At 38.9% G+C, this 21,642-nt stretch carries 21 protein-coding genes; 3 read left to right on the top strand and 18 right to left on the bottom strand.

The genetic code is table 11. The annotated features are described in order from the left end of the window. Positions 1–30: 30 nt before the first annotated feature. From A5886_RS05160 to A5886_RS05090, 15 genes are all read right to left on the bottom strand, one after another. On the bottom strand, positions 31–411 hold the full coding sequence (locus A5886_RS05160; protein ID WP_086273955.1) for a DUF7006 family protein: 381 nt from the start codon (positions 409–411) through the stop codon (positions 31–33). 21 nt (positions 412–432) lie between these two features. Then, the gene (locus tag A5886_RS05155) at positions 433–1,239 is read right to left on the bottom strand and encodes a class A sortase (RefSeq protein ID WP_086273954.1); all 807 of its coding nucleotides are present in this window, start codon (positions 1,237–1,239) and stop codon (positions 433–435) included. Next, positions 1,236–2,300 (bottom strand): WxLIP family cell surface protein, encoded by a 1,065-nt coding sequence (locus A5886_RS05150; RefSeq protein ID WP_086273953.1) that lies wholly within the window; start codon positions 2,298–2,300, stop codon positions 1,236–1,238. The genes A5886_RS05155 and A5886_RS05150 overlap by 4 nt, the downstream gene beginning before the upstream one ends. Before the next feature lie 72 nt (positions 2,301–2,372). After that, a complete protein-coding gene (locus tag A5886_RS05145) occupies positions 2,373–3,110 on the bottom strand; it encodes a WxL domain-containing protein (RefSeq protein WP_086273952.1) in 738 nt (245 codons plus the stop codon). 14 nt (positions 3,111–3,124) lie between these two features. After that, positions 3,125–3,934 (bottom strand): WxL domain-containing protein, encoded by an 810-nt coding sequence (locus A5886_RS05140; RefSeq protein WP_086273951.1) that lies wholly within the window; start codon positions 3,932–3,934, stop codon positions 3,125–3,127. 161 nt (positions 3,935–4,095) lie between these two features. Further along, positions 4,096–4,842, bottom strand: a complete 747-nt coding sequence (locus tag A5886_RS05135) for a WxL domain-containing protein (RefSeq protein ID WP_086273950.1) — start codon at positions 4,840–4,842, stop codon at positions 4,096–4,098. Beyond that, positions 4,802–5,206: an LPXTG cell wall anchor domain-containing protein gene (locus A5886_RS05130; protein WP_086273949.1), complete on the bottom strand. Its 405-nt coding sequence runs from the start codon at positions 5,204–5,206 to the stop codon at positions 4,802–4,804. Before A5886_RS05130 ends, A5886_RS05135 begins: the two co-directional genes overlap by 41 nt. Before the next feature lie 639 nt (positions 5,207–5,845). Then, positions 5,846–6,775 carry an ROK family protein gene (locus A5886_RS05125; protein ID WP_086273948.1) on the bottom strand — a complete coding sequence of 310 codons (930 nt, stop codon included), beginning with the start codon at positions 6,773–6,775 and terminating at the stop codon, positions 5,846–5,848. A 56-nt stretch (positions 6,776–6,831) separates the two neighbouring features. Beyond that, positions 6,832–8,235, bottom strand: coding sequence for a glycoside hydrolase family 1 protein (locus A5886_RS05120; protein ID WP_086273947.1), 1,404 nt, complete (start codon positions 8,233–8,235; stop codon positions 6,832–6,834). A gap of 99 nt (positions 8,236–8,334) precedes the next feature. Beyond that, positions 8,335–9,648, bottom strand: a complete 1,314-nt coding sequence (locus tag A5886_RS05115) for a PTS sugar transporter subunit IIC (RefSeq protein WP_086273946.1) — start codon at positions 9,646–9,648, stop codon at positions 8,335–8,337. Between the two features lie 45 nt (positions 9,649–9,693). Next, positions 9,694–11,112: a glycoside hydrolase family 1 protein gene (locus A5886_RS05110; protein ID WP_086275996.1), complete on the bottom strand. Its 1,419-nt coding sequence runs from the start codon at positions 11,110–11,112 to the stop codon at positions 9,694–9,696. Between the two features lie 180 nt (positions 11,113–11,292). After that, the gene (locus tag A5886_RS05105; protein WP_086273945.1) at positions 11,293–11,976 is read right to left on the bottom strand and encodes a FadR/GntR family transcriptional regulator; all 684 of its coding nucleotides are present in this window, start codon (positions 11,974–11,976) and stop codon (positions 11,293–11,295) included. Between the two features lie 92 nt (positions 11,977–12,068). Further along, entirely contained in the window at positions 12,069–12,794 is a 726-nt protein-coding gene (locus A5886_RS05100; RefSeq protein WP_086273944.1) for a GntR family transcriptional regulator, read from the bottom strand. 101 nt (positions 12,795–12,895) lie between these two features. Continuing rightward, positions 12,896–14,251 carry a PTS cellobiose transporter subunit IIC gene (celB, locus tag A5886_RS05095; RefSeq protein ID WP_086273943.1) on the bottom strand — a complete coding sequence of 452 codons (1,356 nt, stop codon included), beginning with the start codon at positions 14,249–14,251 and terminating at the stop codon, positions 12,896–12,898. Position 14,252: 1 nt separating this feature from the next. Further along, positions 14,253–14,747 carry a hypothetical protein gene (locus A5886_RS05090; RefSeq protein WP_256926150.1) on the bottom strand — a complete coding sequence of 165 codons (495 nt, stop codon included), beginning with the start codon at positions 14,745–14,747 and terminating at the stop codon, positions 14,253–14,255. Between the two features lie 214 nt (positions 14,748–14,961). Here A5886_RS05090 and A5886_RS05085 point away from each other — a divergent pair, with 214 nt between their 5' ends. The 3 genes from A5886_RS05085 (at position 14,962) to A5886_RS05070 (ending at position 16,732) form a co-directional block, all read left to right on the top strand. Next, entirely contained in the window at positions 14,962–15,537 is a 576-nt protein-coding gene (locus A5886_RS05085) for a hypothetical protein (protein WP_086273942.1), read from the top strand. 95 nt (positions 15,538–15,632) lie between these two features. Continuing rightward, positions 15,633–16,001, top strand: coding sequence for an iron chaperone (locus tag A5886_RS05080; RefSeq protein WP_086273941.1), 369 nt, complete (start codon positions 15,633–15,635; stop codon positions 15,999–16,001). A gap of 467 nt (positions 16,002–16,468) precedes the next feature. After that, on the top strand, positions 16,469–16,732 hold the full coding sequence (locus A5886_RS05070) for a hypothetical protein (protein ID WP_256926149.1): 264 nt from the start codon (positions 16,469–16,471) through the stop codon (positions 16,730–16,732). Here A5886_RS05070 and A5886_RS05065 read toward each other — a convergent pair. The 3 genes from A5886_RS05065 to A5886_RS05055 all read right to left on the bottom strand — a co-directional run bounded on the left by A5886_RS05065 (position 16,721) and on the right by A5886_RS05055 (position 21,550). Beyond that, positions 16,721–18,052 (bottom strand): M23 family metallopeptidase, encoded by a 1,332-nt coding sequence (locus tag A5886_RS05065; RefSeq protein WP_086273939.1) that lies wholly within the window; start codon positions 18,050–18,052, stop codon positions 16,721–16,723. The two genes, A5886_RS05070 and A5886_RS05065, sit on opposite strands and share 12 nt — an antisense overlap. A gap of 192 nt (positions 18,053–18,244) precedes the next feature. Then, positions 18,245–19,648 (bottom strand): glycoside hydrolase family 1 protein, encoded by a 1,404-nt coding sequence (locus tag A5886_RS05060; RefSeq protein ID WP_086273938.1) that lies wholly within the window; start codon positions 19,646–19,648, stop codon positions 18,245–18,247. 15 nt (positions 19,649–19,663) lie between these two features. Next, complete coding sequence (locus tag A5886_RS05055; protein WP_086273937.1) at positions 19,664–21,550, bottom strand: beta-glucoside-specific PTS transporter subunit IIABC; 1,887 nt, start codon at positions 21,548–21,550, stop codon at positions 19,664–19,666. Positions 21,551–21,642: the final 92 nt, after the last annotated feature.

The raw sequence follows: 21,642 nt of genomic DNA, 5'->3' as shown, positions 1-21,642 counted from the left end.
TAACCATTGGCAACATCCAACAACCTTTTTTTAAATTTGATCACTTAAACAAATCAGTGACCATGGAACGTCATCAATCGTTCGTTTACCTAATGACTCTCGGTAATACGTTCGACAATCAGATTCAATGATTTGAATCAGCTCTTCTTCACTGACACCAAAGCTATCAATGATTTCTTCTTGCGCTGTAGACAATCCTAGCAGGATTTGAAGTTTGGCATCCAGATTTAGCAGCAATCGCATTCTCTCAATGAAGGAATACGTTTTTTGATGCTCGATCATACAAATCTCGGATTTTAACATGTCGTAATAATCTGCAACCCGTGGATGTGTAGCTAAGAAATGGGGACACATTTTTTTATCAATACCGCGTACATATTCTTGAATATCTTTTATATCATTCAAATTCATCTCGTAGACTCCTCCTTCCATTCAAATCACTTGTTTATTTTTTACAGCTGAATGTTTCTTGCCTAAAGACCTATTTATAATAAAACATCCGACCAACACTTGTAATATCACAGTCAAGATGCGAATATACCCGTTTATTTGGCTCTTTTGCCACTGTTCATATTGCGTGGTGATCCTATTGTCCCCTGCCGACTGATTTTGTTCCTGATCAGGCAATGTCTCCTCTTTCACTGGCAAAGCAATGATTTGCCAGCGATGTGGGGAGCGTCTGGCATTTGGACAAGTAATAATGGTCAATCTCGGTCCATAATTGTTTTCCGTGACAACCATATTGGTTTCTTCGATGAAGTTTTTTTCAATGATTTGATACGTCACTTTTTCATCAAAGTAGGAGACTGTCACTTTCGAACCTACCGCTAGATCAACAAACTGGCCAAACAAAACACGCTGATTGCCTAAATTATGTCCGAGAAGCACTACATTGTCTTTTGACAACTGTCTTTCAGGAAACATCACCACACCACCTTGTAACAGATTCTGATTGGTGATGCCAATCAATAGTGGTTCCTGAAAGGAAATGGACGGTATTTCTATAAATCCATACGCATCCACTTCACTCGTCGTATTCTCTAAAATTGCTGGCACATCGACAGAACGAATGGGTTCTTCAGGTGCTACAACTGGGAACTCTTGATGCAGTATGATTTTTTTATTACCCAACTGGATGGCTACGATGCTTTCTTGCAAAAATGGAAAGTAAACCATCATGATACCGAAAATAGTCAAAAGATATATCATACAGCGAATCAATCTATCTGCTTGCTTCATTCCTTGTTTTTCTTTTTACGGTAAATCAGCAGCAGGAGTAAACCAATCAATAAGAAGACAATTCCGCCAACAATATACATCCATGTGATATCATCCTCAATCGTCACATCGGCTGCATTTAAGGTCCGGGCAACTTCTGCAGTAATTTCAAAGGTTTGATCGAATTCCCACTTGTACATATACGTGTCAATCTCACCTGCTTCATTTTCCACTTCATACTCGCCCTCATCGCTTTTTATCCCATAAGCAGTTGACGTGAAATGATAGGTTCCAGGTTCAAGTCTCTCTCCGTTCAAGGAAATAGGATACGTAAATTGTGAATTTGGTGCGACTTGCATACTTTCTTGGTCGGAAGCATACAGAACATCCGTTTCATTTTCTTTGGTCACTTGATTGATCAATCGCAGTTGATTCAAATAGGCAGACGCTTCGTTGCGGAAGGTTGCATTGATGACATTTCTCGCATTGACTTGACCGGCTTCGACATTTGTTAAATCTAATGTGGGTGATACTTCATTCAGATTCTGGCGTAAAAGAAGGGCTACAACATACGAATATTCATTCTTGATGGTCATTCCTTGTTCTTCTTCTGTTTCCACATCCGAGTCATCGATTTCTTTGAAAGTGATTCCACCAGCAATCAGCCCATCAAAAGCTGTGTCTGGCATTTGAATTGCCAAGCGCAAAACCGTTGTACTTTCTTTGGGTAATATGATTGAATCCTCAACTTCTACGAGATCCGTCAGGTTATAACGTAAGGATTCGTCTGGTATGATATCATTCAACCCATATTCGACTACCCCGTTCAAGTTGGTAGATGCGGGGGCAATTTCTATGCCGACTTCTACTTCTTCATCAGAATCATTTCTTAATTCAACTTCTATCGTCTGTGATTGACCCGGATCCATCTTTAAATCAAAATAAGACTTCGTTGTATCTACTTGATTATCTGGTGTAATCGGATTGACCGCAAACCGAAACTGTGATGCTTGAACAGTTGATATACCCAGCGTACATACGAGCGTCGCCATCAAGATACTAATAATGAGTTTTTTTAACATACATAATTCCTTCCTGTTTCTATGTACAGATCTAGGGTTCATTGAAAATCCTAGATCAAAAAATAAACTTGTCTACGGTGTATCGTTTAACGTCCAAGTAAAGGTCGTTGTATATTGTGTTGCATATTTCGTTGATGAACCAGGCACTTCCAAAACAATACTTTCGCGGGCTTCATCGACGGTTTCACCCCATGTCATCAAGTATGTTCCAGCCCCTTCACCTTCATGGGCAGTCATTACATGTGACTCAGCACCATTAGGATCTAAGACGATCTTGTTGGCACTTTCAGATGGTTTCGTAGAATCTGAATTTGTCACGATTCCACCATTGTTGAAAGTAATTTCTGCGTTGTCCAACTCTTGCTCCCACTCAGAAGAATAGAATTGACCATTTTGTTTCACTGACAATGACCAGCCGGCTTCTGTTCCGCGGTTGTCCGTTACTTGGACAAAGTTCGGCCCTTCACCGTCTTCGCCGTCAAAGTCCGTATATTTTTGGCTTGCTGCATGATAGTATTCTGTTCTAGAGGTGATTTCTTGGGTACCAAAATCTAGACTTGACGCAAAGTCAATCGACAATGGTCCTTGGGTTCCTGGATTTGGTTCCCCGCCAGGTACAGTTGGATCCACCGGTTTGATTGGTCTATCCGGATCCGGATCAAGTGGATCTAATGGATTTGTGCTATCAGTACTTGGTTGAAATGAGATTTGACCGTTAGAGTCGTATTCAATGACATCATTGGCAAATGCCAGTGTCGGTGCCAATACACAGACACTAAGTAAACTTATTACTGCACTTCTTTTCTTCATCGTTGATTTCCTCCTTAGTTATTATCAGTTCCGTTCAAGGGTGCATCGGTTAGATTCCAGTTTAATGTTGTACGATAAACTACCGCTTCTTTCGGTGTGCTGCCGGGTACGCTCAAAGAAACAGCTTTCGTTACGTGTGCTTCAACATCGTCATTGTCTTCATTCTTTTCAGTGATTGTTTCAACTTCACCCCAACCGTTTACCCAAGTTCCAGCACCACTTTTGTCTTTTGCTGCCATAACTGTTGAAATAGCACCATTTGGATCAAGCGTGATTTGGCTAAAGGTTTCTGGTCGTGCAACCTGTGCAGCGGCATTAGAATTCACAAATGAGTCAGTTAGTGTAATTTGAGAACCATCTAAAGTGCCATAGTCTGCTTCCTCACTATAAAATTGACCATTTTGCTTCACAGTCAATGTCCAACCTGCATTTGTCCCGCGATTATCTGTCACTTGGACATAGTTTGGTGTGATCAATTCTTCAGCATCTTCAACATCCGAATGATAGAATTGCGCACGGGCATAATAGGTCTCATCCCGATTTGAGATGCGGTTGATCCCGAAATCAAAACTTGATGCATAATCGATCGACAAAGGACCGTTTGTTCCAGGGTTTGGACCTTCTGGATTAACTGGATCGATTGGCTTCACTGGTTCTCCTGGATCTGGATCGATGGGATTGACTGGAGACGTGATATTATTATTGGGAATAAATTGCACGCCACCATTTGATTCATATTCTCCGCCTGTATTGGCACTTGCTTCTGTGCTGATTGCAACAGCTGATAAAAGTAGGACACTGCATAATCCAATTGTTTTTTTCATATTGTTTTCTCCTTTGATTTTAACCTGGCGTATTCCTCAGACTCCATGTTAACGTTGTTGAATATTCTTTTTCTGAAATAGGTTGTTTGTCCTAATCATCGTCTTACTTTGCTCTTTTCGAAGCCCTAGTTTGTTCAAATTATAAAATTTTTTTATATTTTTTAACTATCATAAGTAACTGTTGGTATATTACTTAAAGTCCACGTTATTGTTGTGCTGTATTCTTGTGCTAATTTGACAGTTTTTCCAGGAACGTTTAATTTCACCGCAGTTCGGCCTTCTTCGGCATCATTTCCAAACTTATAAATCCAAGTACCCATACCTTGACCACTATTAGCACTTACTAAAACATCTTGAAATCCATTTGGATTTAGGGTTACTTCTCTTTTTAGTGTAGCTCTAGGGCTATACTGTTGATCTGTAACAGAAGTGGTCGTTCCAGCAGATAAAAATAATTCTGCGCCTTCAAGAATATCTCCATTTCTTGTTTCAAATTGTCCGTTTTGTTTCACAGATACCGTCCAGCCTTCTTGTGTTCCCCGTTTATCCGTGATCTGGATATAGTTGGGACCGTCTTCGCTGTCTTGGAAGGTTTGCAGGCCTGCATAGTAGTCCATTGTTTCTGTAGTGATTTTATGACCGCCGAAGATAAAACTTGACGCGAAATCGATGGATAATGGGCCGCCAGTCCCTTCAGTAGGTTTGTCATCCGGTTTTGAAGGATCAATCGGTGTTACAGGTTTTTCTGGATTAACGGGATCCACAGGCGGTGTAATCGAATCATCTGCTTCAAACGTGATGGTTCCATTTGTTTGGTAACTTGCGACTTCTTCTGCGGATACTTGTGTTGCTTGGATCAATGCCAGACTACATACTGTCAGTCCTAAAGTTGCTAGATTTTTTTTCATTTTCACTTCTCCTTTTTAAGATTGCAATTCCTGCGACAAGCAGGATAACGCCATAAGTTTGTATGATGAGATAGGATTGCGCACCTGTTGCTGGCAATACTTGCTGCTTGTCTTGATTGATTTGCTGGCTGCCTGCTTCTGGGACAGGTCGCTCATTGTTATTAGATGGATCGCGATCATTGTCTGTTGTTTCTCGATCTCGATCATCTTTATCAAGAGTGTCCTCATCCTCTTGGATCACTTCATATTCCCCAAAGAATGATGTGGCCCCATTGCTCTCATAAGCACTGCCTACCACCGGTGCCGACAGCAACAAACATAACGCGCCTAACACGCGCCAACAATAGAAACTGCTTTTCTTCATGCTGAACTCCTTTTCGTGAATAAGTCCGTTGACTATCTGCGATGATGCACGCATCAAATAATTGTGGTTCCTTATTTCTCTTACGATACTACCAAACTCACTATCTGATGAAAAATCAATCATTTCTTCGATCGAAGAAAATTGTGCTATTTTCTTTTTTCGCAACGTCCTTATACGCGTAATTACTATAAAGGGAAGCGAAAGCGCAATACACATTTTCAAAAGATACTGGTTTACACTTTTATGATTCCTCCTGCCTTACATTTTTTCTGATATGTTATTTACATATCTCAGTATGTGGACAAATGAAAGGATGGGGGACACTTTCTTGTCTCGAAATATCTTATCAAAGCTCATTTAGATGACAAAATCAATCATTTCTTCGATTGATGAAATACGTGAATGAAACTGATTGCTCTGGGATTCAACAGCGTACTATTATAATTTTATTCTGGGTTTTATAAAGAAATTCAAGAAGCAGTCAAACAATCAACGTCTCCTTAGATAAGCAATACCATGTCTTAAAAAACAGGAAAATAAATACCTCTATACGTATCAAGGTGTTTTTTGGACAATCTGACATGTAAGACAAAAAAAAGCCACTATATATGTTTGACATACAAGTGACCATTTCTTGATTTATAAGTTATTCCGTACTTCAATGAAATTAAATACAGCACCCATTACATTTGCTTCTTTTGAAAAACTACATGGGTGTATGTTAGTTTGCACATCTATTGCCCGATTCTGTACCAAATAGTGATTGACTCTTTGTTCGATTTCTTCAACAAAACCTGAACGTGTAACGATTGCCCCACCAATCAAAACACAGTCAGGATCAACCACCATCATCGCATTAAAGATACCTCTTGCTAGTGAATCTTTCAAATAATCCACCGACTTTTTTGCAAGATGGTCTTTTGCGAGTGATAAATTAAAAAGTTGTTGACCTGTGATTTCTTCTTTTAACCCTTTTTCGAGACTATATCTACGGGCATGGTGAACTGGACTTGCTGCTTGACTAAATGTATGCTCTTCATTTAATTGCATATAGCCAAACTCTCCACCAAACAAATGACGTCCTTTCACTATGTTCTTATCAATAATCAGCGCACCGCCAATGCCTGAACCAACAACGATTATTATTGCTGAATGAACATTTTTAGCGCCGCCAGCTGTTAGTTCAGCTAACGCCGCACAATTAGCATCATTTTCGATACAAACTGGACACTTGAAAATATATTCCATATATTCAACAAATGGAAAACCATGAATATATGGAACAGCACTAACACCTCCAATCTGCCCCTTCAAGGTATCAACCGCTCCGGGCAAACTAAAGCTCAGGCCTTCCAGCTTTCCATACACTGTTTCAACTGATATCTTCAGCAATTCTATGGCCGACACAAAACTTGCTAAATCTTTCGGTGTAGTGACTGATTTTTGAAGAAAAAGTTTACCTTCTATCCAGACGCCTGACTTTATGGCAGTTCCGCCAACATCGATTGCTAAAATTTTCGCTTTCACCGAATATCCTTGAGGCTCATAGATAATTTCCTTTTTTGACATAATAATCCCCCAAAAATCATGTATTTCTTAGATGATATGTTTGACACATTGATTGCTTACTGGTCAACACTTAAACCATTGTTGTCCACAACTGATTTAAACCAGTAGCCAGATTTTTTAATTGTTTTGATTTGCGTGTGGATATTATTAGAAATGAAACCATAGCGATTCCGATAAGCATTCATCCAAGACCAGCAATCAATTGGTGTCCAACTATGGTAGCCAAAGCAATGGCTGCCTTCTGAGATGGCTTGATGCAGATAACTTAAGTGTTCTTTCATAAATTGAATACGATAATCATCAGCAATTGACCCATCGGCTTGCAAAAATCGCTCTTCTCTGGAAACACCCATACCATTTTCAGAGACAAACCAATCAATATTGTCATAATTGTCTCGAATATCAATGGCAATATCATAAATGGCTTTTGGAAAAATCTCCCATCCTTTATCTACATTCATACGCCTTCCCGGCATGGCATACTTATCAAAATAACGTGAAGGTACCCAATCAACAGCCAAACTATTTGCAGAAACATCAGGCGCTTTGACTCTAGAAGGATGATAATAATTGATTCCTAAGTAATCAATCGTATTTTCTCGAATGATTGCCTCTTCTTCTGATGTTCCTTGCCAGAACACATTATCTGCTTTTAATAGGTCGACCAATTCGGAAGGAAACACGCCTTTTACTGACGCATCCAAAAATAGTTTGTTCTTCCATAGGTTTGCATGAGTCGCAGCTTGTAAATCTTCTACCTTATCACTGGCTGGATAAGAAGGAGTCAAGTTAAGAATGATACCGATTTTTCCGTCTTCATTCTTTGACGATTTTCTAAAACGTTCAATAGCCATGGCTGAAGCTAACTGTAGATGATAGGCTGTTTGAACAGCCTTTTTTCCATCAACCAAATTGGGATAATGAATTTGATGTAAATATTGCCCATCTACAATAACCATTGGCTCATTGAAAGTAAACCAGTCCGTCACTTTTTCACTGTACAAATTAAAACAAGTTTCGGCAAAATCAGCAAACAATTTCACCACTTTTTTTGATGTCCATCCACCATATTTATGATATAGATCAACAGGCAGATCAAAATGATGCAACGCAATAACCGGGCGAATATCTGCGGCTAAAAATGCATCGATCACATCATGATAAAAGCGTACACCGTCTTCGTCCACTTCTCCCGTTTCTAGATTTTTGATTAACCTTGTCCATTGAATCGATGTGCGAACCGAATTCAATCCAATGTCTTTCATTAATTGAATATCTTCGCGAAAACTATGATAAAAATTTGATGCTGTGTCAGGACCTACCTGATCGTAGAAAACTTCAGGCTCAATTTCGTACCAATAATCGAAGACATTTGCATTGGCTTTATTGAATCTTCCTTCACTTTGTGGTCCTGAAGTGGCAGCCCCCCACCAAAAATCTTGCGGAAATGTTACATTCATTTAAATACTCCTTTTACTCTCACTTATTTTATTCCTTTATCGAGCCCTTGACATAAAATTGAATGTCGGAAACAAAGGACCATTTCCGACATTGTCTTCTTATTGTTGTTCTGCTTCTGCTGTTTTGACCGCTACTCTTTCTGCAACTTTGATAAATGGAATATAAATCAACGTACAGATTGCAATAATCACAATTTGTACCAATACTACTTTGAAATCTCCACTTGAAGCAATCAATCCGCTAACAATTGGCGGTGTAGTCCAAGGGACCATTACTGCCAATGGGTCTACAAATCCCAGAATCGTTGCGAGATAACCAATAGCAGTCCCAATGATTGGTCCCAATACAAAAGGAATAATCAGCGGTAAATTAAATACGATTGGCAAACCAAAAATAATTGGTTCGTTGATATTGAATAAACCTGGTGCAATGGAAATACTTGCAACATCTCTAAATGGCTTGTATTTTCGAACAAAAAAGACGATCGCTATAATCAAACTTATTGTCATTCCGGTACCCCCAGCTTGAGCATAGACCGTTCGAAAAGCTGTACTCAAAATATGTGGAGGAACCATCCCATCTTGAACCGCCTGCATATTCTCATTCATGTTTACCAAAAGCAATGGATCCAATAAAGTACCGGCTATCACAGTCTGATGAATACCTAACGTAAACAAGAAATTTGCAACAGATGTAATAAAAATAAAACCGAAAATCGACGTATTCAACCTACGCAAAGGTTCTTGGACGACGGTTGAAATAATTGAAATTAAATTTGTATCGAATAATGCTAAAACCGTTGCCAATAAAGCGAAAAGACCTATAACGATCAAAGTCGGAATCAACGTACTGAAAGATTTTCCAACTGCTGGTGGTACTTGATCTCCTAAATTGATTTTTAGCTTTTCGCTTTCCGATAGACGAATAAATAAATCTGTAGCAACTAATCCACATATGATTCCAGCGAACATCCCTTTTGTTCCGATATCGTTGAATGTGATCACACCGGAAACCGTCACTGCTTCATCGGCACCAATAGGAACAATTGATTGTGTGATAGATAGCATCACAATCAAACAGGTTGTCGCAACAAATGTCGCATTGATCGCGTTATCACTTTGTTTGTTTCTGCCAAGAAAATAAGCAATCATTGGCGCAATCAATAGACCAGCAACGTTTAAAGTTCCATTGCTGATCGAGTTGCCAAACACTTGTAGTTTCGATAATGTATCACCCTCGAAAAACCACGGTAAAAAAACACTATTGATCAATACCGCAATCCCTGCAATGATAAACGCAGGCATGAGTGTAGCAAACGCATCTCGTAAACTTTTTAGATGAACCTGATTTGCAAGCTTTACAGAGAACTCTGTGAATTTATCTAAAAATGACTTCTTTGATCCCGTTTCCATTTTTTTCCTCCTATAATAGACCAACTTTATACAACATCCAATAATTTACCGTATATCCTCATCCCTATCGATTGTTAAAATCCGCTCGTCAATCAACGAACGATACCAACTTGCTGATTTTTTCAAGCTTCTTGTTCTGCGCTCATCTAACTCAATCCGAACAAATCCATAGCGATTTTTAAAGGCATTCATCGGAGATACACAATCGGTAAAGGCCCACATCATGTATCCTTCACAATTTGCGCCCTCAGATACCGCACGTAACAAGTGTGCAACATGCTGACCGACAAAATCAATGCGATAATCGTCCTCGACTTGACCATCCTCATTCATATATGACTCTTCGTTTTCTTGCCCCATACCATTTTCAGTGATTAACCATGGTATGTTCTGATATCGTGACTTCATATACATCGCCATATCGTACATCATCTCTGGATAAATTTCCCATCCACGAGATTGATTCATTTTTTTGCCAGGTAAATCAAAATTTTCATAAAACATTGCCGGATGGAACGGGGTATCTGGATGCCATTGATACCTAGGTGCCATGACACGCTTTGGATAGTATTGGTTCAATCCCAAAAAGTCAACGGTATTTTCTGCGATCACTGCTAATTCAGCGGGTGATGGATCGAAATCAATTCCATACTTTTGACAAATCTCAATAAATTCTTCGGAATAACTACCGTTGATCATTGGGTCAAAAAAGACACGGTTAAAAAACAAATCATACATATATGCAGCTTTTTGATCTGCTTTTGCACTTGATCTCGCATAAACCATTTCTGGATTCAAGATACAACCGATCCTTCCATTGGTCTGGTTACGACGGAAGACTTCGATTGCTTTCGCATTAGCCAAAACTTTATGATAATTCCAAAGCATCCATTTGGCTGTATTTTGCTCATGCGGCCACCGAATCGCATCTAGATAACACCTGCTCTGAGGAACGATCGGTTCATTAAATGTGAACCACTGCTTTACGCGATCACCGTATCGTGCAAAAGCAATTTCAGCATATTGCGCATATAGTTCAACAACGATTTTTGAAGACCATCCGTCGTATTTTTCGAGTAAAAATGCGGGCACTTCATAATGCTCTAAACACAACATCGGTTCCACACCAGCGTCAATCAAAGCATCGATCACATCATCAATATGCTTTGCATACTCTTCATCTACAATCAATGCCTCATAATCAGTGAAGAAACGGGCCCAATTAATAGAGGTGCGATAATGAGTTAGATGCATATCCTGCATTAACTGTATATCCTTATGATAATGGGTCATAAAATCAGTAGCTACAGCTGGTCCATATCCTTGATGCCATACGAAACGTTCTTCTTTATACCATTTGTCCAAAAATGAATCTTGTCCCTCTTTTTTTCCAAGCCAACCTTCAGTTTGCCAAGCAGAAGAAGCTGCGCCTAATATAAAGTCTTTTGGTATATTTAAATTCATAATTACCTGCCTTTCAAAATAACTAGCATAAAAGTCATCTGATGTATTTAGCGAAAAAATACCTTCATAGCCGTAATAAAGATAAAAAAATAAAAAAGCAAACGGATACAAAGAATAAATACGAAAAAAGTCATCTGATGTATTTATCATAAAATACATCAGATGACTTGTCAATATCCGTTAAACACTTTTTTTCTTTTTCATTTTATTTCGATTCATCGCCATATGAACTGTCATCGCATCCATTGCGTATACAGGGTCTCTCGCTTCAATTGCAGCTAAGATTTCATCATGAAAATCTATTGATCCTTTAGGGTCTTTGGGATCATTATTGCTATTGTATAACCCTATAGATTGATTGATGATCGGCACAATATGAGAAAGTGCAATGTTCCCGCTTGCCTCAGCGATTGTCGTATGGAACTCCATATCGACTAAAATATGTGTGTCGTCCCCTTCTCGAATAAGTCTCTTTAATTCATTTTGCAAATATTTAAGCTTTTCTATCTGCTCAGCCGTCGCATGTTGCGCTGCCATAGCCGCCATTGTTGGTTCGAGCAAATACCTAAGTTCAAATAAGTCAGCAGTCATTTTATCTTGATCCTTGATCAAACCGAATCCAAAAGGATCATTCGCAATTCCTTTTTGCTTGCTGACGAAAGTACCGGCTCCGTGACGAACTTCTAAGATATTTTTCGACACCAGCATTTTGATTGCTTCTCTCAGTGTACTTCTGCCAACACCTACAACATCGATCAATTCATACTCATTGGGTAATTTGTCGCCAATATCTAAATTTTGATCTTTCATAAAATCAATGATTTTATTACTAGTAACCTCTACTAAAGTTTTATGTTGTTCCATTATATAGACTCCTTAGACAATATATTTAATATCAGTATAATAAGGATTCTGTGGAATTACCACTGAATAAAAAGTATTGGGTTCTATTTTCATTACACCAACTTCTTATGCATATACAAAGTTGCCAGTCGATAATCATAAAATATTTTAGAAAAAGCCAACAACTCTCCATTTTTTAAATAACTATCGTCTCGCACTGTCAAGGTTGGCATCCCTTCTTTTAAATGAAAGAAATCGGCTTGGATTGCATCCAGCGCGTCACTTTGGATAAATTTATCGATGAAACCTACGCGCAGGTCTTTTTCTATTTCCAATGCTTCAAACATTGATCCCAATACCATCGTATCAGATATGTCTCCAACAATTTCTGGAATATAATAGGAATGATCGATCAAATAGGGCTTATTATCCAATGTACGATAACGCTTCACCTCAATGAATTGCTGCTCTTGTGAAAACTGTTTTTGACTCGGCAAAAACAAAGCTTCTTCGCTGTGGATGATGCGCTTGGTGAAATGAACCGTTTGAATATTTTTCTCCCCTCGAGTCAGATCCTCATTAGAGCCCAGATCGCCTTGCTCATAACTTGCTGCGGACATATTTCGCCCACGAATATAGGAACCTCGGCCTTGCATTTGATAAATACGCCCCATTTTGCTTAATTTGTCCAGTGCTTGTCGCAGCGTATAACGAGAAATGGGATAACGCGCCAGCAATTCTCGCTCACTGGGTAATTTCCCCTCTTCATTCGCTAAGGCACCGCTATCTATTTTGCTGATCAGTTCTGCCACCAATTGATCGATATTTAGTTTCTCCATTGTCCATTCTCCCTTATTTCTGTTACTCAATATGTACCATATTATACAGACAAAAAGCCAGCTATTTTTAGATAGCCGGCTTTTTGTTTGACGTAATTATCTTATGCATGTGTCGCTTTGCTTTGTTCTTCGCTATATAATTTCCCATCATACATTTTGATGAACGGGAACCAAATCAAGAATGCTACAGCTGCACAGATGACTGCTAGAACAAACGCACGCCAGTCACCGCCAGATCCGATGAAGCCGGAGAGACCGATTGGTGTTGGCCAGGCTACTTGGGCAATCGGTGGATTCACAAATCCCCAAGAAATGCCAAAATATGCAACGGACATAGAAACCATCGGTGCTAAGAAAAACGGAATCGCTGTATAGGGATTATAAACGACTGGCATACCGAATAGTATTGGTTCATTGATATTAAAGAATGACGGTACTATAGCCGCTTTTCCTAAAGCACTTAATTGTGCTGATTTTGCAAAAAACGCAATGAAAACCACCATACCCAATGTCGCACCAGATCCACCGATCGTTACAAAACTATTGTTAAACTCACCGGCAAAAGCGATATTGGCACCACTTTGATTTTCTACCATATTTGACAATACAATAGGCGTTAAAAATGATGTCACGATTGTCGCTCCATGAATCCCAACGATCCACAAGGCATGCATAAAGAAGTAAATGACAAGCAATCCGAACCAGCTGCTTGTTAATTGAGAAACAAAACTAAATGGTACGGCTATTACTTTAAAGATATCCGTTCCAAAAGCAACCAAAGTACCATTGATCACAATCACAATCAATGCTATCAGTGCTGTTGGAATCAATGCTGTAAATGAGGTAGAAACGCCTGTTGGCACAGTGTCTGGCATCTTAATATATATTTTGCGTTTCACACAAAATGCGTAGACTTTCACTGCGATGATCGCCATGATGATTGCTGTAAAAATACCTGTTGTGCCCAAACGTGTCACGCCACCTGCCATTTCCCAACCGTCGATGATTTTTTGATCATCTGTCACAACATTGACTAATGTAGCCATACCGCCTTCAAAAACTAATTGAGGTAAACACATAAAGAATGCCATCATTGATAATAAAGCACCATTCACAGGGCTTAGAACAAGTTTTTCTTCTTGCGCTTGAATTTTTGTATATTCATATCCAAACACTAAACAAAAGTATAAGGCCAAAATGCCCATCGTTGCGGTATTACCAAGCATATATAAGCTTTCAATCTTATCAAATGAAGCTGCCCAAATGCCTTCTAATGCTGGAAAACTTTGTGGCAAAACACTAATGATCAAGAACATTGATCCCACAATCGTAAATGGAATCGACGCCATACCAGCTGCCATCACACCTCGTACGATACGTAGTTGAGAAATTTTCCCCATTGGTCCCATTAAATAGCGATCTAAAAACGCAAACATCTTGTTGTTTTCTGTATCCATATTATTTCCCTCCATATCCTTCAAACGCTTTCAAATAAGTTAAATATTTATCACGATCATGTTCGATCAACCAAATCTTGCGTTGTACAAAAAGACAAATCAATAAACCGAGCATAAACATGATAAGCAAGAGCCAGCGACCTGTTTCATTCACAAACGGTACGATGCGTTGCTGCTGGCCAACCAACACAAGAAACACACCCATGACATTGACCCCTGTCTGTATCCAAAACACATATTTTGTGACCTGCAAGCGATTTGACTGCTGCCAGTATTTTTGCGTTTGTTCAACCAAAATACATCCATCCATCACCATCAATACGATCGGTATCATTCCAACAACCGTCCAATGGACTAAACTTAATATGCCCCAATATAAATTGACGAATAAAAAAAGTGCGGTAACATATCGAAAAATCAAAAACCGATTAAAGCGCATACTATTTTTGGCTACTAGTTGTTTATCCTCATTGGCCATTGGTTTGCTGCTTTTCACCTGTATCCCTCCTTTCACTTAACTATTCATTTGCTATGTCGATAACTTGTTCGAACAAGTTATATTCTACCATATTTTCATTTGATTGCAATCGGTTACTTTTACTATCGATGAATTTATTCTAGAATGCTTGATTTCGTGGGAATTTTTGCTATTCTATTAGAAATGAAGGGTCGCGATACCTTGATTGCATTTAGAAAGAAGGCTTTTTCGTATGGAAGACACATTTGCGTTTGACGGCTATGAACACAAATTAGTAGAATGTTATACTGCTGAACTCGATAGCAGCGTTGATCCCTATTTCTCTGTGGGATTTATTATTCAACCGCTTGACCAAGATTATTTTATTTTCAATTCCATCAATTTGACTGGGTCACTTGAAAGTATTCAACTGAGAAAGGTCCATGATATTACTTTATTGAAGGAACACACGGCCTATCTTGATGCGTTTGCTTACTATATCGATTATAACCAGCAGCATGGTCTCTTCGATCCCTATCAGCTTGAAGCACAAATGAATGAACATACTTTTGACACGATTTACGAGCTATTCAATCAGCTTTTGCAAAAAAGTCAGATCATCAACATTCTTACCTACGAAGATCAAGTATTCACAGGGAAAATCGCCCTTTTAGATACCGAAAATATTGTCTTACATTTGTTGGATTTTGAGGACTATACTTGGCATCAGAAGCAAACGATTGCCTTACAACAGATACAAACGATTGATCTTTATCATCGAGAAAATTTCTTGATTCAAGGCTATCTCTCGAATAAAAAATCAAGATGAGACACACATCCCGTTGATAACATGCGTTCTCATTGCCTTTTTTATCGTTTCAACATACACTCTAGTCATATAAAGAAATGAAGGGAGACTTTCCAATGGATGCGTTAGAACCATTTCTTGCTAAAATCACCGATGAAGACAAACAAAATAAACTACGCACATTATTTACACATATACTACAAGAATTTCCTGATCTAATTCCTGTCATCAAGTGGGGCCAACCCATGTTTACACATCATCAAACGTTTATTTTGGGTATTAGTGTGTCGAAACAACATTTTGCTGTTTCACCAGAAACACCATGTTTAAATCAATTCACTTCTGAGATTGAAGATGCGGGTTACAGTTATACCGAGAATATTATTCGTATTAAATGGACCGAAGCCATCAATGAAGATATGATTTTTAAAATGATTGCCTTTAATTTGGAAGACAAATCCGAAGTGACAACGTTTTGGCGTTAACCTGAAGAAAACCGATGATCAATCACTGATTGGTCATTTTTTTATTGTCTTGGCATTAAATACGTGATAGGATGTAGAAAATTCTTTAGGAAGGTTGTGACTACATGCTAGGAAATCTTCGGTATATGCCAAAAAAATATCGACTTGCTTATATAGCGTATCTTTGTGCACTCATAGGAAATTTCATTTATATCATCTGGCAACAGCCATCATGGACTTACGCATTGCCAACAGTGATTGTGTTGTTTGCGATTGACTGTTTTTTGTTTTCTAAAAGCACTAAGAGAGTATTATGGCCGTTGCTGGGTGATTGCCTTGTATACATTTTTATTTTGTTATACGTTTTCCTATAAATCTAACTTACATCAAATATGGTTTGAACGAACGCTTTTGTCATCTCCTTGATTTGGTCATTTTTCGTGTTACTATAAATTACACAAACCCAAATTGATGAGGAGAAAAAACTTATGTTAACCATTGCAATCATTATTTTTGCTGCTAGCGTCATTTTTCTAGGACTAGCAAGTATTATTTTTCGTATACGAGCATTTGCCAATAAACCTGCTTGGAATGGACCTGTCATCCCCTTAGGTGTGATTGGCTTTATTTTATTGGTTGTTTCATTGGTATTGATTTATTTGAATTACCCTCAATATGCGAATGAACAAAACCAAACAGCCCTCTCAAAAATTATTGAGAGAGGCTGTTTTTTTTGTATGTTAGATACCTAATTCACTGGCTGGATCAAAGAACCCGGACCAAAGACCTGTGGCCATACCTAAGTGCAAATGAACACCTGTTGAATTTCCAGTTGTACCCATTCCGCCGATATATTGACGGGCAGAAACACTTTGCCCAACAGAAACGGCTGGTAGACTATTGAAATGCATATAGTAGCTATAGATACCGTTGCTATGTTTGATGATGACATAATTTCCTGTAGAGGGTCCGTACCCCGCTTCAACGACCTCTCCTGCTTGTATTGCATAGATAGGTGTGCCGCTGGCGCCAGTGAAATCAATGCCGTTGTGCTGATTTCCAGAAGATCCAGTTGGGTCAGTCCGATAACCAAATCGACTTGACACATGCACAGCGTCGACAGGCATTGACCAGCCACTGGTAGTCGCAGGCGTATCAGATTTATCTGAGGATACTTCTTCGACAGCTTCGTCAGGTGTAACAATAGAAGAAGCCGAAGCTGTGACTGTAGTTGTTTCCGTTTTTGACACATCCGCGTTTGTTTGGTTCGCCTCTTGTTTTGCTGCAATATTTTTGGCTTCGGCTTTTGCGACAGCTTGTTTTTCTACTTCAGCTTCGGCTGCTGCTTTTGCTTGTTGCGCCAATGCTTCTTCTTCAGCTTTTTGTTTCAAAGCCGCTTCCCGTTTGCGCTCTGCTTCTGCTTTCTCTTTTTCTAAGTCGCCTTTCTTCTCTTCTTCTTCATTCAATGAAATGGCTAAAGCCGCCAACTCTACTTCTTGATTCAAATGAATATCTGCCAACTCGGTTTGTTTTTTCTCAACAGTTTGGGTATTGGCATCGATTTCTTCTAGTTTTTCAGTTAAGTCTTTTTCTAAGACTTGACTGGTCTCAATGTCTTGTTGCTGTTGTTCAACAATACTATTGCTGGCATTCATGATTGTCACTGAAGCAATCGCTCTTTGGATCACTTCTCCAAAAGATTCTGCTGCCAAAAGTGATTCCATCATATTGCTTGAAGGTTCTGACACTTGAATATCACGGGCTTGATTAGCTAACGTTTCCGTTCGCTTGGCAATTTTCTCTTCCAAATCCTGAATGTCAAGTACAATCTTGTTGACTTGCTGCTCTGTTGTTGATTTTTCCTCAAACAGCGCGGCAATTTCTGCCTCGATTTGTTTGATTTCTGCTTCCGTCTCTTGTTTATATGCTTCGATAGAGGATGATTGTCCTTTGATATCATTGATACGTTCAGTTTGCTGCTGGATTTTTTGATCGACTGTTTCTTCTGCTTGCCCAACCACTGGCAAACCAAACAAGATCAAGGAACCGGCAAATGCGATCGTCTTTTTCATATGTTCTCCTTTTTCCTTTTACTCACTTTATACAGGATAATTGAAAACATATCGTTTGTGGGCATAATCGATAGAAAATCATCTCACTGCAAACAGATGTTATCTCTTTGTAAACAAATTGTTATTTAGTTATTGGAATGTAAGTTGCATTAACTCACTATCTAATATTTGTCCTATTTTACCGATTCTCTCTCAAAGGTTTGCCCCATTCGTTGAGATAACATCCTTATACCAGTTGAAAGACTGCTTTCGATATCTATCCAGCGTTCCTTGTCCATCATCATCACGATCGACATAGATAAATCCATATCTTTTTTTCATTTCTGCTGTGGAAGCACTAACCAAGTCAATACAGCCCCACATGGTATAACCCAATACTTCGACACCGTCATCAATTGCATCTCCAATGGCTTCTAAATGAGTCTGTAAATAATCAATACGATAACTATCCAACACCGTTTTTTCACCATTCACTTCGATAAGTTCATCGATCGCACCTAAGCCATTTTCCACAACAAAAATAGGCAGTTCATATAAATGCGCAAATCGGTTCAACAAAATGCGTAAGCCTGCTGGATCAATTTCCCAACCCCATTCTGTTTCTTCAAGAAATGGATTTTTTAGTACATTGGTCATATTGCCTTTCCCTTGTTGATACTTTTCAGGTGTAGCAGAAACACATCTGGACATGTAATAGCTGAAGGAAACAAAATCAACAGTATGCTTTAGCAGATCGAGATCTCCCTCTTCAATCTCAATAGAAGCACCATACTTTTGCCATTCCTTTTTTATCCAATTAGGATAATACCCTCTAGTTTGGACATCCATAAAATAATTTAAATTTTTGTCAGCTTCAAGTACAGCTAATGTATCCTCAGGGTTTGATGTCATAGGATAATTATAGATACCTAAAACCATATTGCCTACTTGAATACTTGGGTCTATTTCATGGGCTATTTTAACTGCCAATGCACTTGCAACCAATTCATGATGAGCAATTTGAAACAAATCCTGCTTAGTCAATTCTTCTTTATTCGTCATGACACCTGCACCCATCAAAGGGAAATTCCATAATGCATTGACTTCATTAAAAGTCAGCCAATAGTTTACTTTCCCTTGATACCGTGTAAAGACGGTACGACAATACCTCTCAAAGAAAGTAATTAATGAACGACTTCGCCAACCATCATATACTTTTGTCAGAAAATAAGGTGTCTCATAATGTGACAACGTAATCAATGGTTCAATCCCATAGGATAAACAGCAATCAATTACTTTATCATAAAAATTCAAACCTGCTTCATTGGGTTGCTCTTCATTGCCGTTTGGAAAGATGCGCGACCAAGCAATGGAAAAACGCAACACTTTAAATCCCATTTCCGCAAACAACTTGATGTCTTCTGCATAACGATGGTAAAAATCTATTCCTTCTAATTTTAAGTTTTGCGGAATGATTGTCGGATCTAGCGGTTTCGTTACCCCTTTAGAAAGAAAATCCTGAATTGAAAGTCCTTTACCATCTTGATCAAAAGCGCCCTCGGATTGGTTGGCGGCAATAGCGCCACCCCATAAAAATGAATCTGGAAATCTAGTCATATTTAACTCCTCTGTTTACTGAAAAATTGAAAGTAACAAATCACCTTGTTTAACATGCTCATTCTCCTGATGTACGATCACATCTGTAAAATCAGCTGTATTCGTCACTACCACGGGTGTGATTGTTGAATAGCCTTTACCTTGAATAAACTCTTGATCAAATTGGACCAATACATCACCTTGTTTAAAGGTATCACCAGCTTTAACATAAGCTGTATACCCTTCGCCATCCAATTCAACTGTATCGATGCCGATATGAACAAGCAGCTCTACACCTTGCTCATTTTTTATACCTATCGCGTGTCCTGTCGGGAAAATAGTGACAACTTCTCCATCAAACGGTGCAATCACTTGACCAACTTCGGGATTGATTGCAATTGTTCGACCCATGATTTCATTTGCAAAAACACTATCTGGGATATCACTTGCAGCTATACGCGCTCCGACCAATGGGCTGATTATTTTCAAAGGGGTCCGTAAAGGTTGAACTGAATCATTACTCGAAATGGATATCGCTGGTTCATTTTGTTCTGCAGGAATCATTTTTTCTTTTCCTTCTGCATTAACGAAAAACATTGTTAGAACAAAAGACATTGCAAAGGCAATCACGATACAAATTACTGCATTAATGATATTGGATATATCATCAGTTAAATATACTGGCAGTGCCAAAATCCCTGCAGTAGCAGACGCGTAGGTACGCATATTTGTTAATCCTGCCCATAGTCCTGCCACACCACCAGAGGCAATCACAACCCATAAAGGGGTCCGTAATTTCATTGTTACACCATATAAAGCAGGTTCTGTAATACCAAAAAGTGCAGTCGTACTTGCAGAAAAAGCAGTTTGTTTCATTGTTTTGTCTTTCGTTTTCAATGCTACTGCTAATGAAGCTCCCGATTGGGCAATGTTTGAAGCCAACATACCAGGACCGAGTAATGTACCATACCCTAACGTAGCATACTGCGCTAATTGCACAGGCATAAAGCTATAATGCATTCCTGTCATGACAAAGAACGGTGTAAAGGCACCCATCAATACCGGCAGTACCCAACGCGCTTGGTTATTGAAGAACTCAAATACAACGAGTAAAACATCTCCGACCAAAGCACCTAAAGGACCAATGATACTCCAAGCAAGTGGTGCAGTTACAAGAAAGACAAGCAGTGGTACAAGGAAAATCTTCACTGGATCTGGTGAAATTTTCTTTGCCAACCGTTCGATATGCGCCATTGCCCAAATAATCAAAATAGGCGGTACGACAGCTGACCCATAGGATACTGCACGAACAGAAATACCTGCAAAAGAGATTGGTTCACCCGATGCAACCATCGCTGCAAATGTCGGATGGATCAACATCGCACCTAAAACAGCAGCATAAAATGGATTGGCTTTGAAATACTGCGCACTGGTCACAGCCAACATAATAGGTAAAAAGTAAAACGCAGAATCAGCCAACAAAGCCAATAGTTGATAGGTTTGCGCTTCTACATTCAATACGTTTAAAAATACCAGTAACGCTAGCACTGCTTTCAACATACCCGCTCCACAGATTGCCGGTATAATTGGTTGGAAAATAGACGTAATTGCACCTAAAACCCGATTAATGACTCTTTCATCATTATGATTATTTGATTGATCATCAGTAGGTGTAAACTTGCCCATTTTATTGATTTCTTCTGTTACGTTCGCAACATCTGTCCCAATGATCACTTGATATTGTCCACCTTTAAAAGCAGTCCCCTGTACGCCAGGTGTTGCTTTAAGGTCGTCTTCATTTACTTTTTTATTGTCTTTTAAAACAAACCTTAATCTTGTCATACAATTTGTAACTGATTCAATGTTGTCTAATCCCCCAATATTTCCGATAATATTTTCTGCTAATTCTTGATATTTTTTCATCATTATCCTCCTTCAATAATAAAAACAGACCAAATAAAAATTGAGGCAGATTTGCCATCAACTTTTATTTGGTCTTGCCCATGCGGTAACAA

This window comes from Candidatus Enterococcus testudinis (assembly GCF_002140915.1).
In the GTDB taxonomy this organism is placed as follows: Bacteria; Bacillota; Bacilli; order Lactobacillales; family Enterococcaceae; genus Enterococcus_D; species Enterococcus_D testudinis.
The sequence above is the reverse complement of the archived record's forward strand: the minus strand, read 5'-3'. Positions and strand labels throughout refer to the sequence as shown.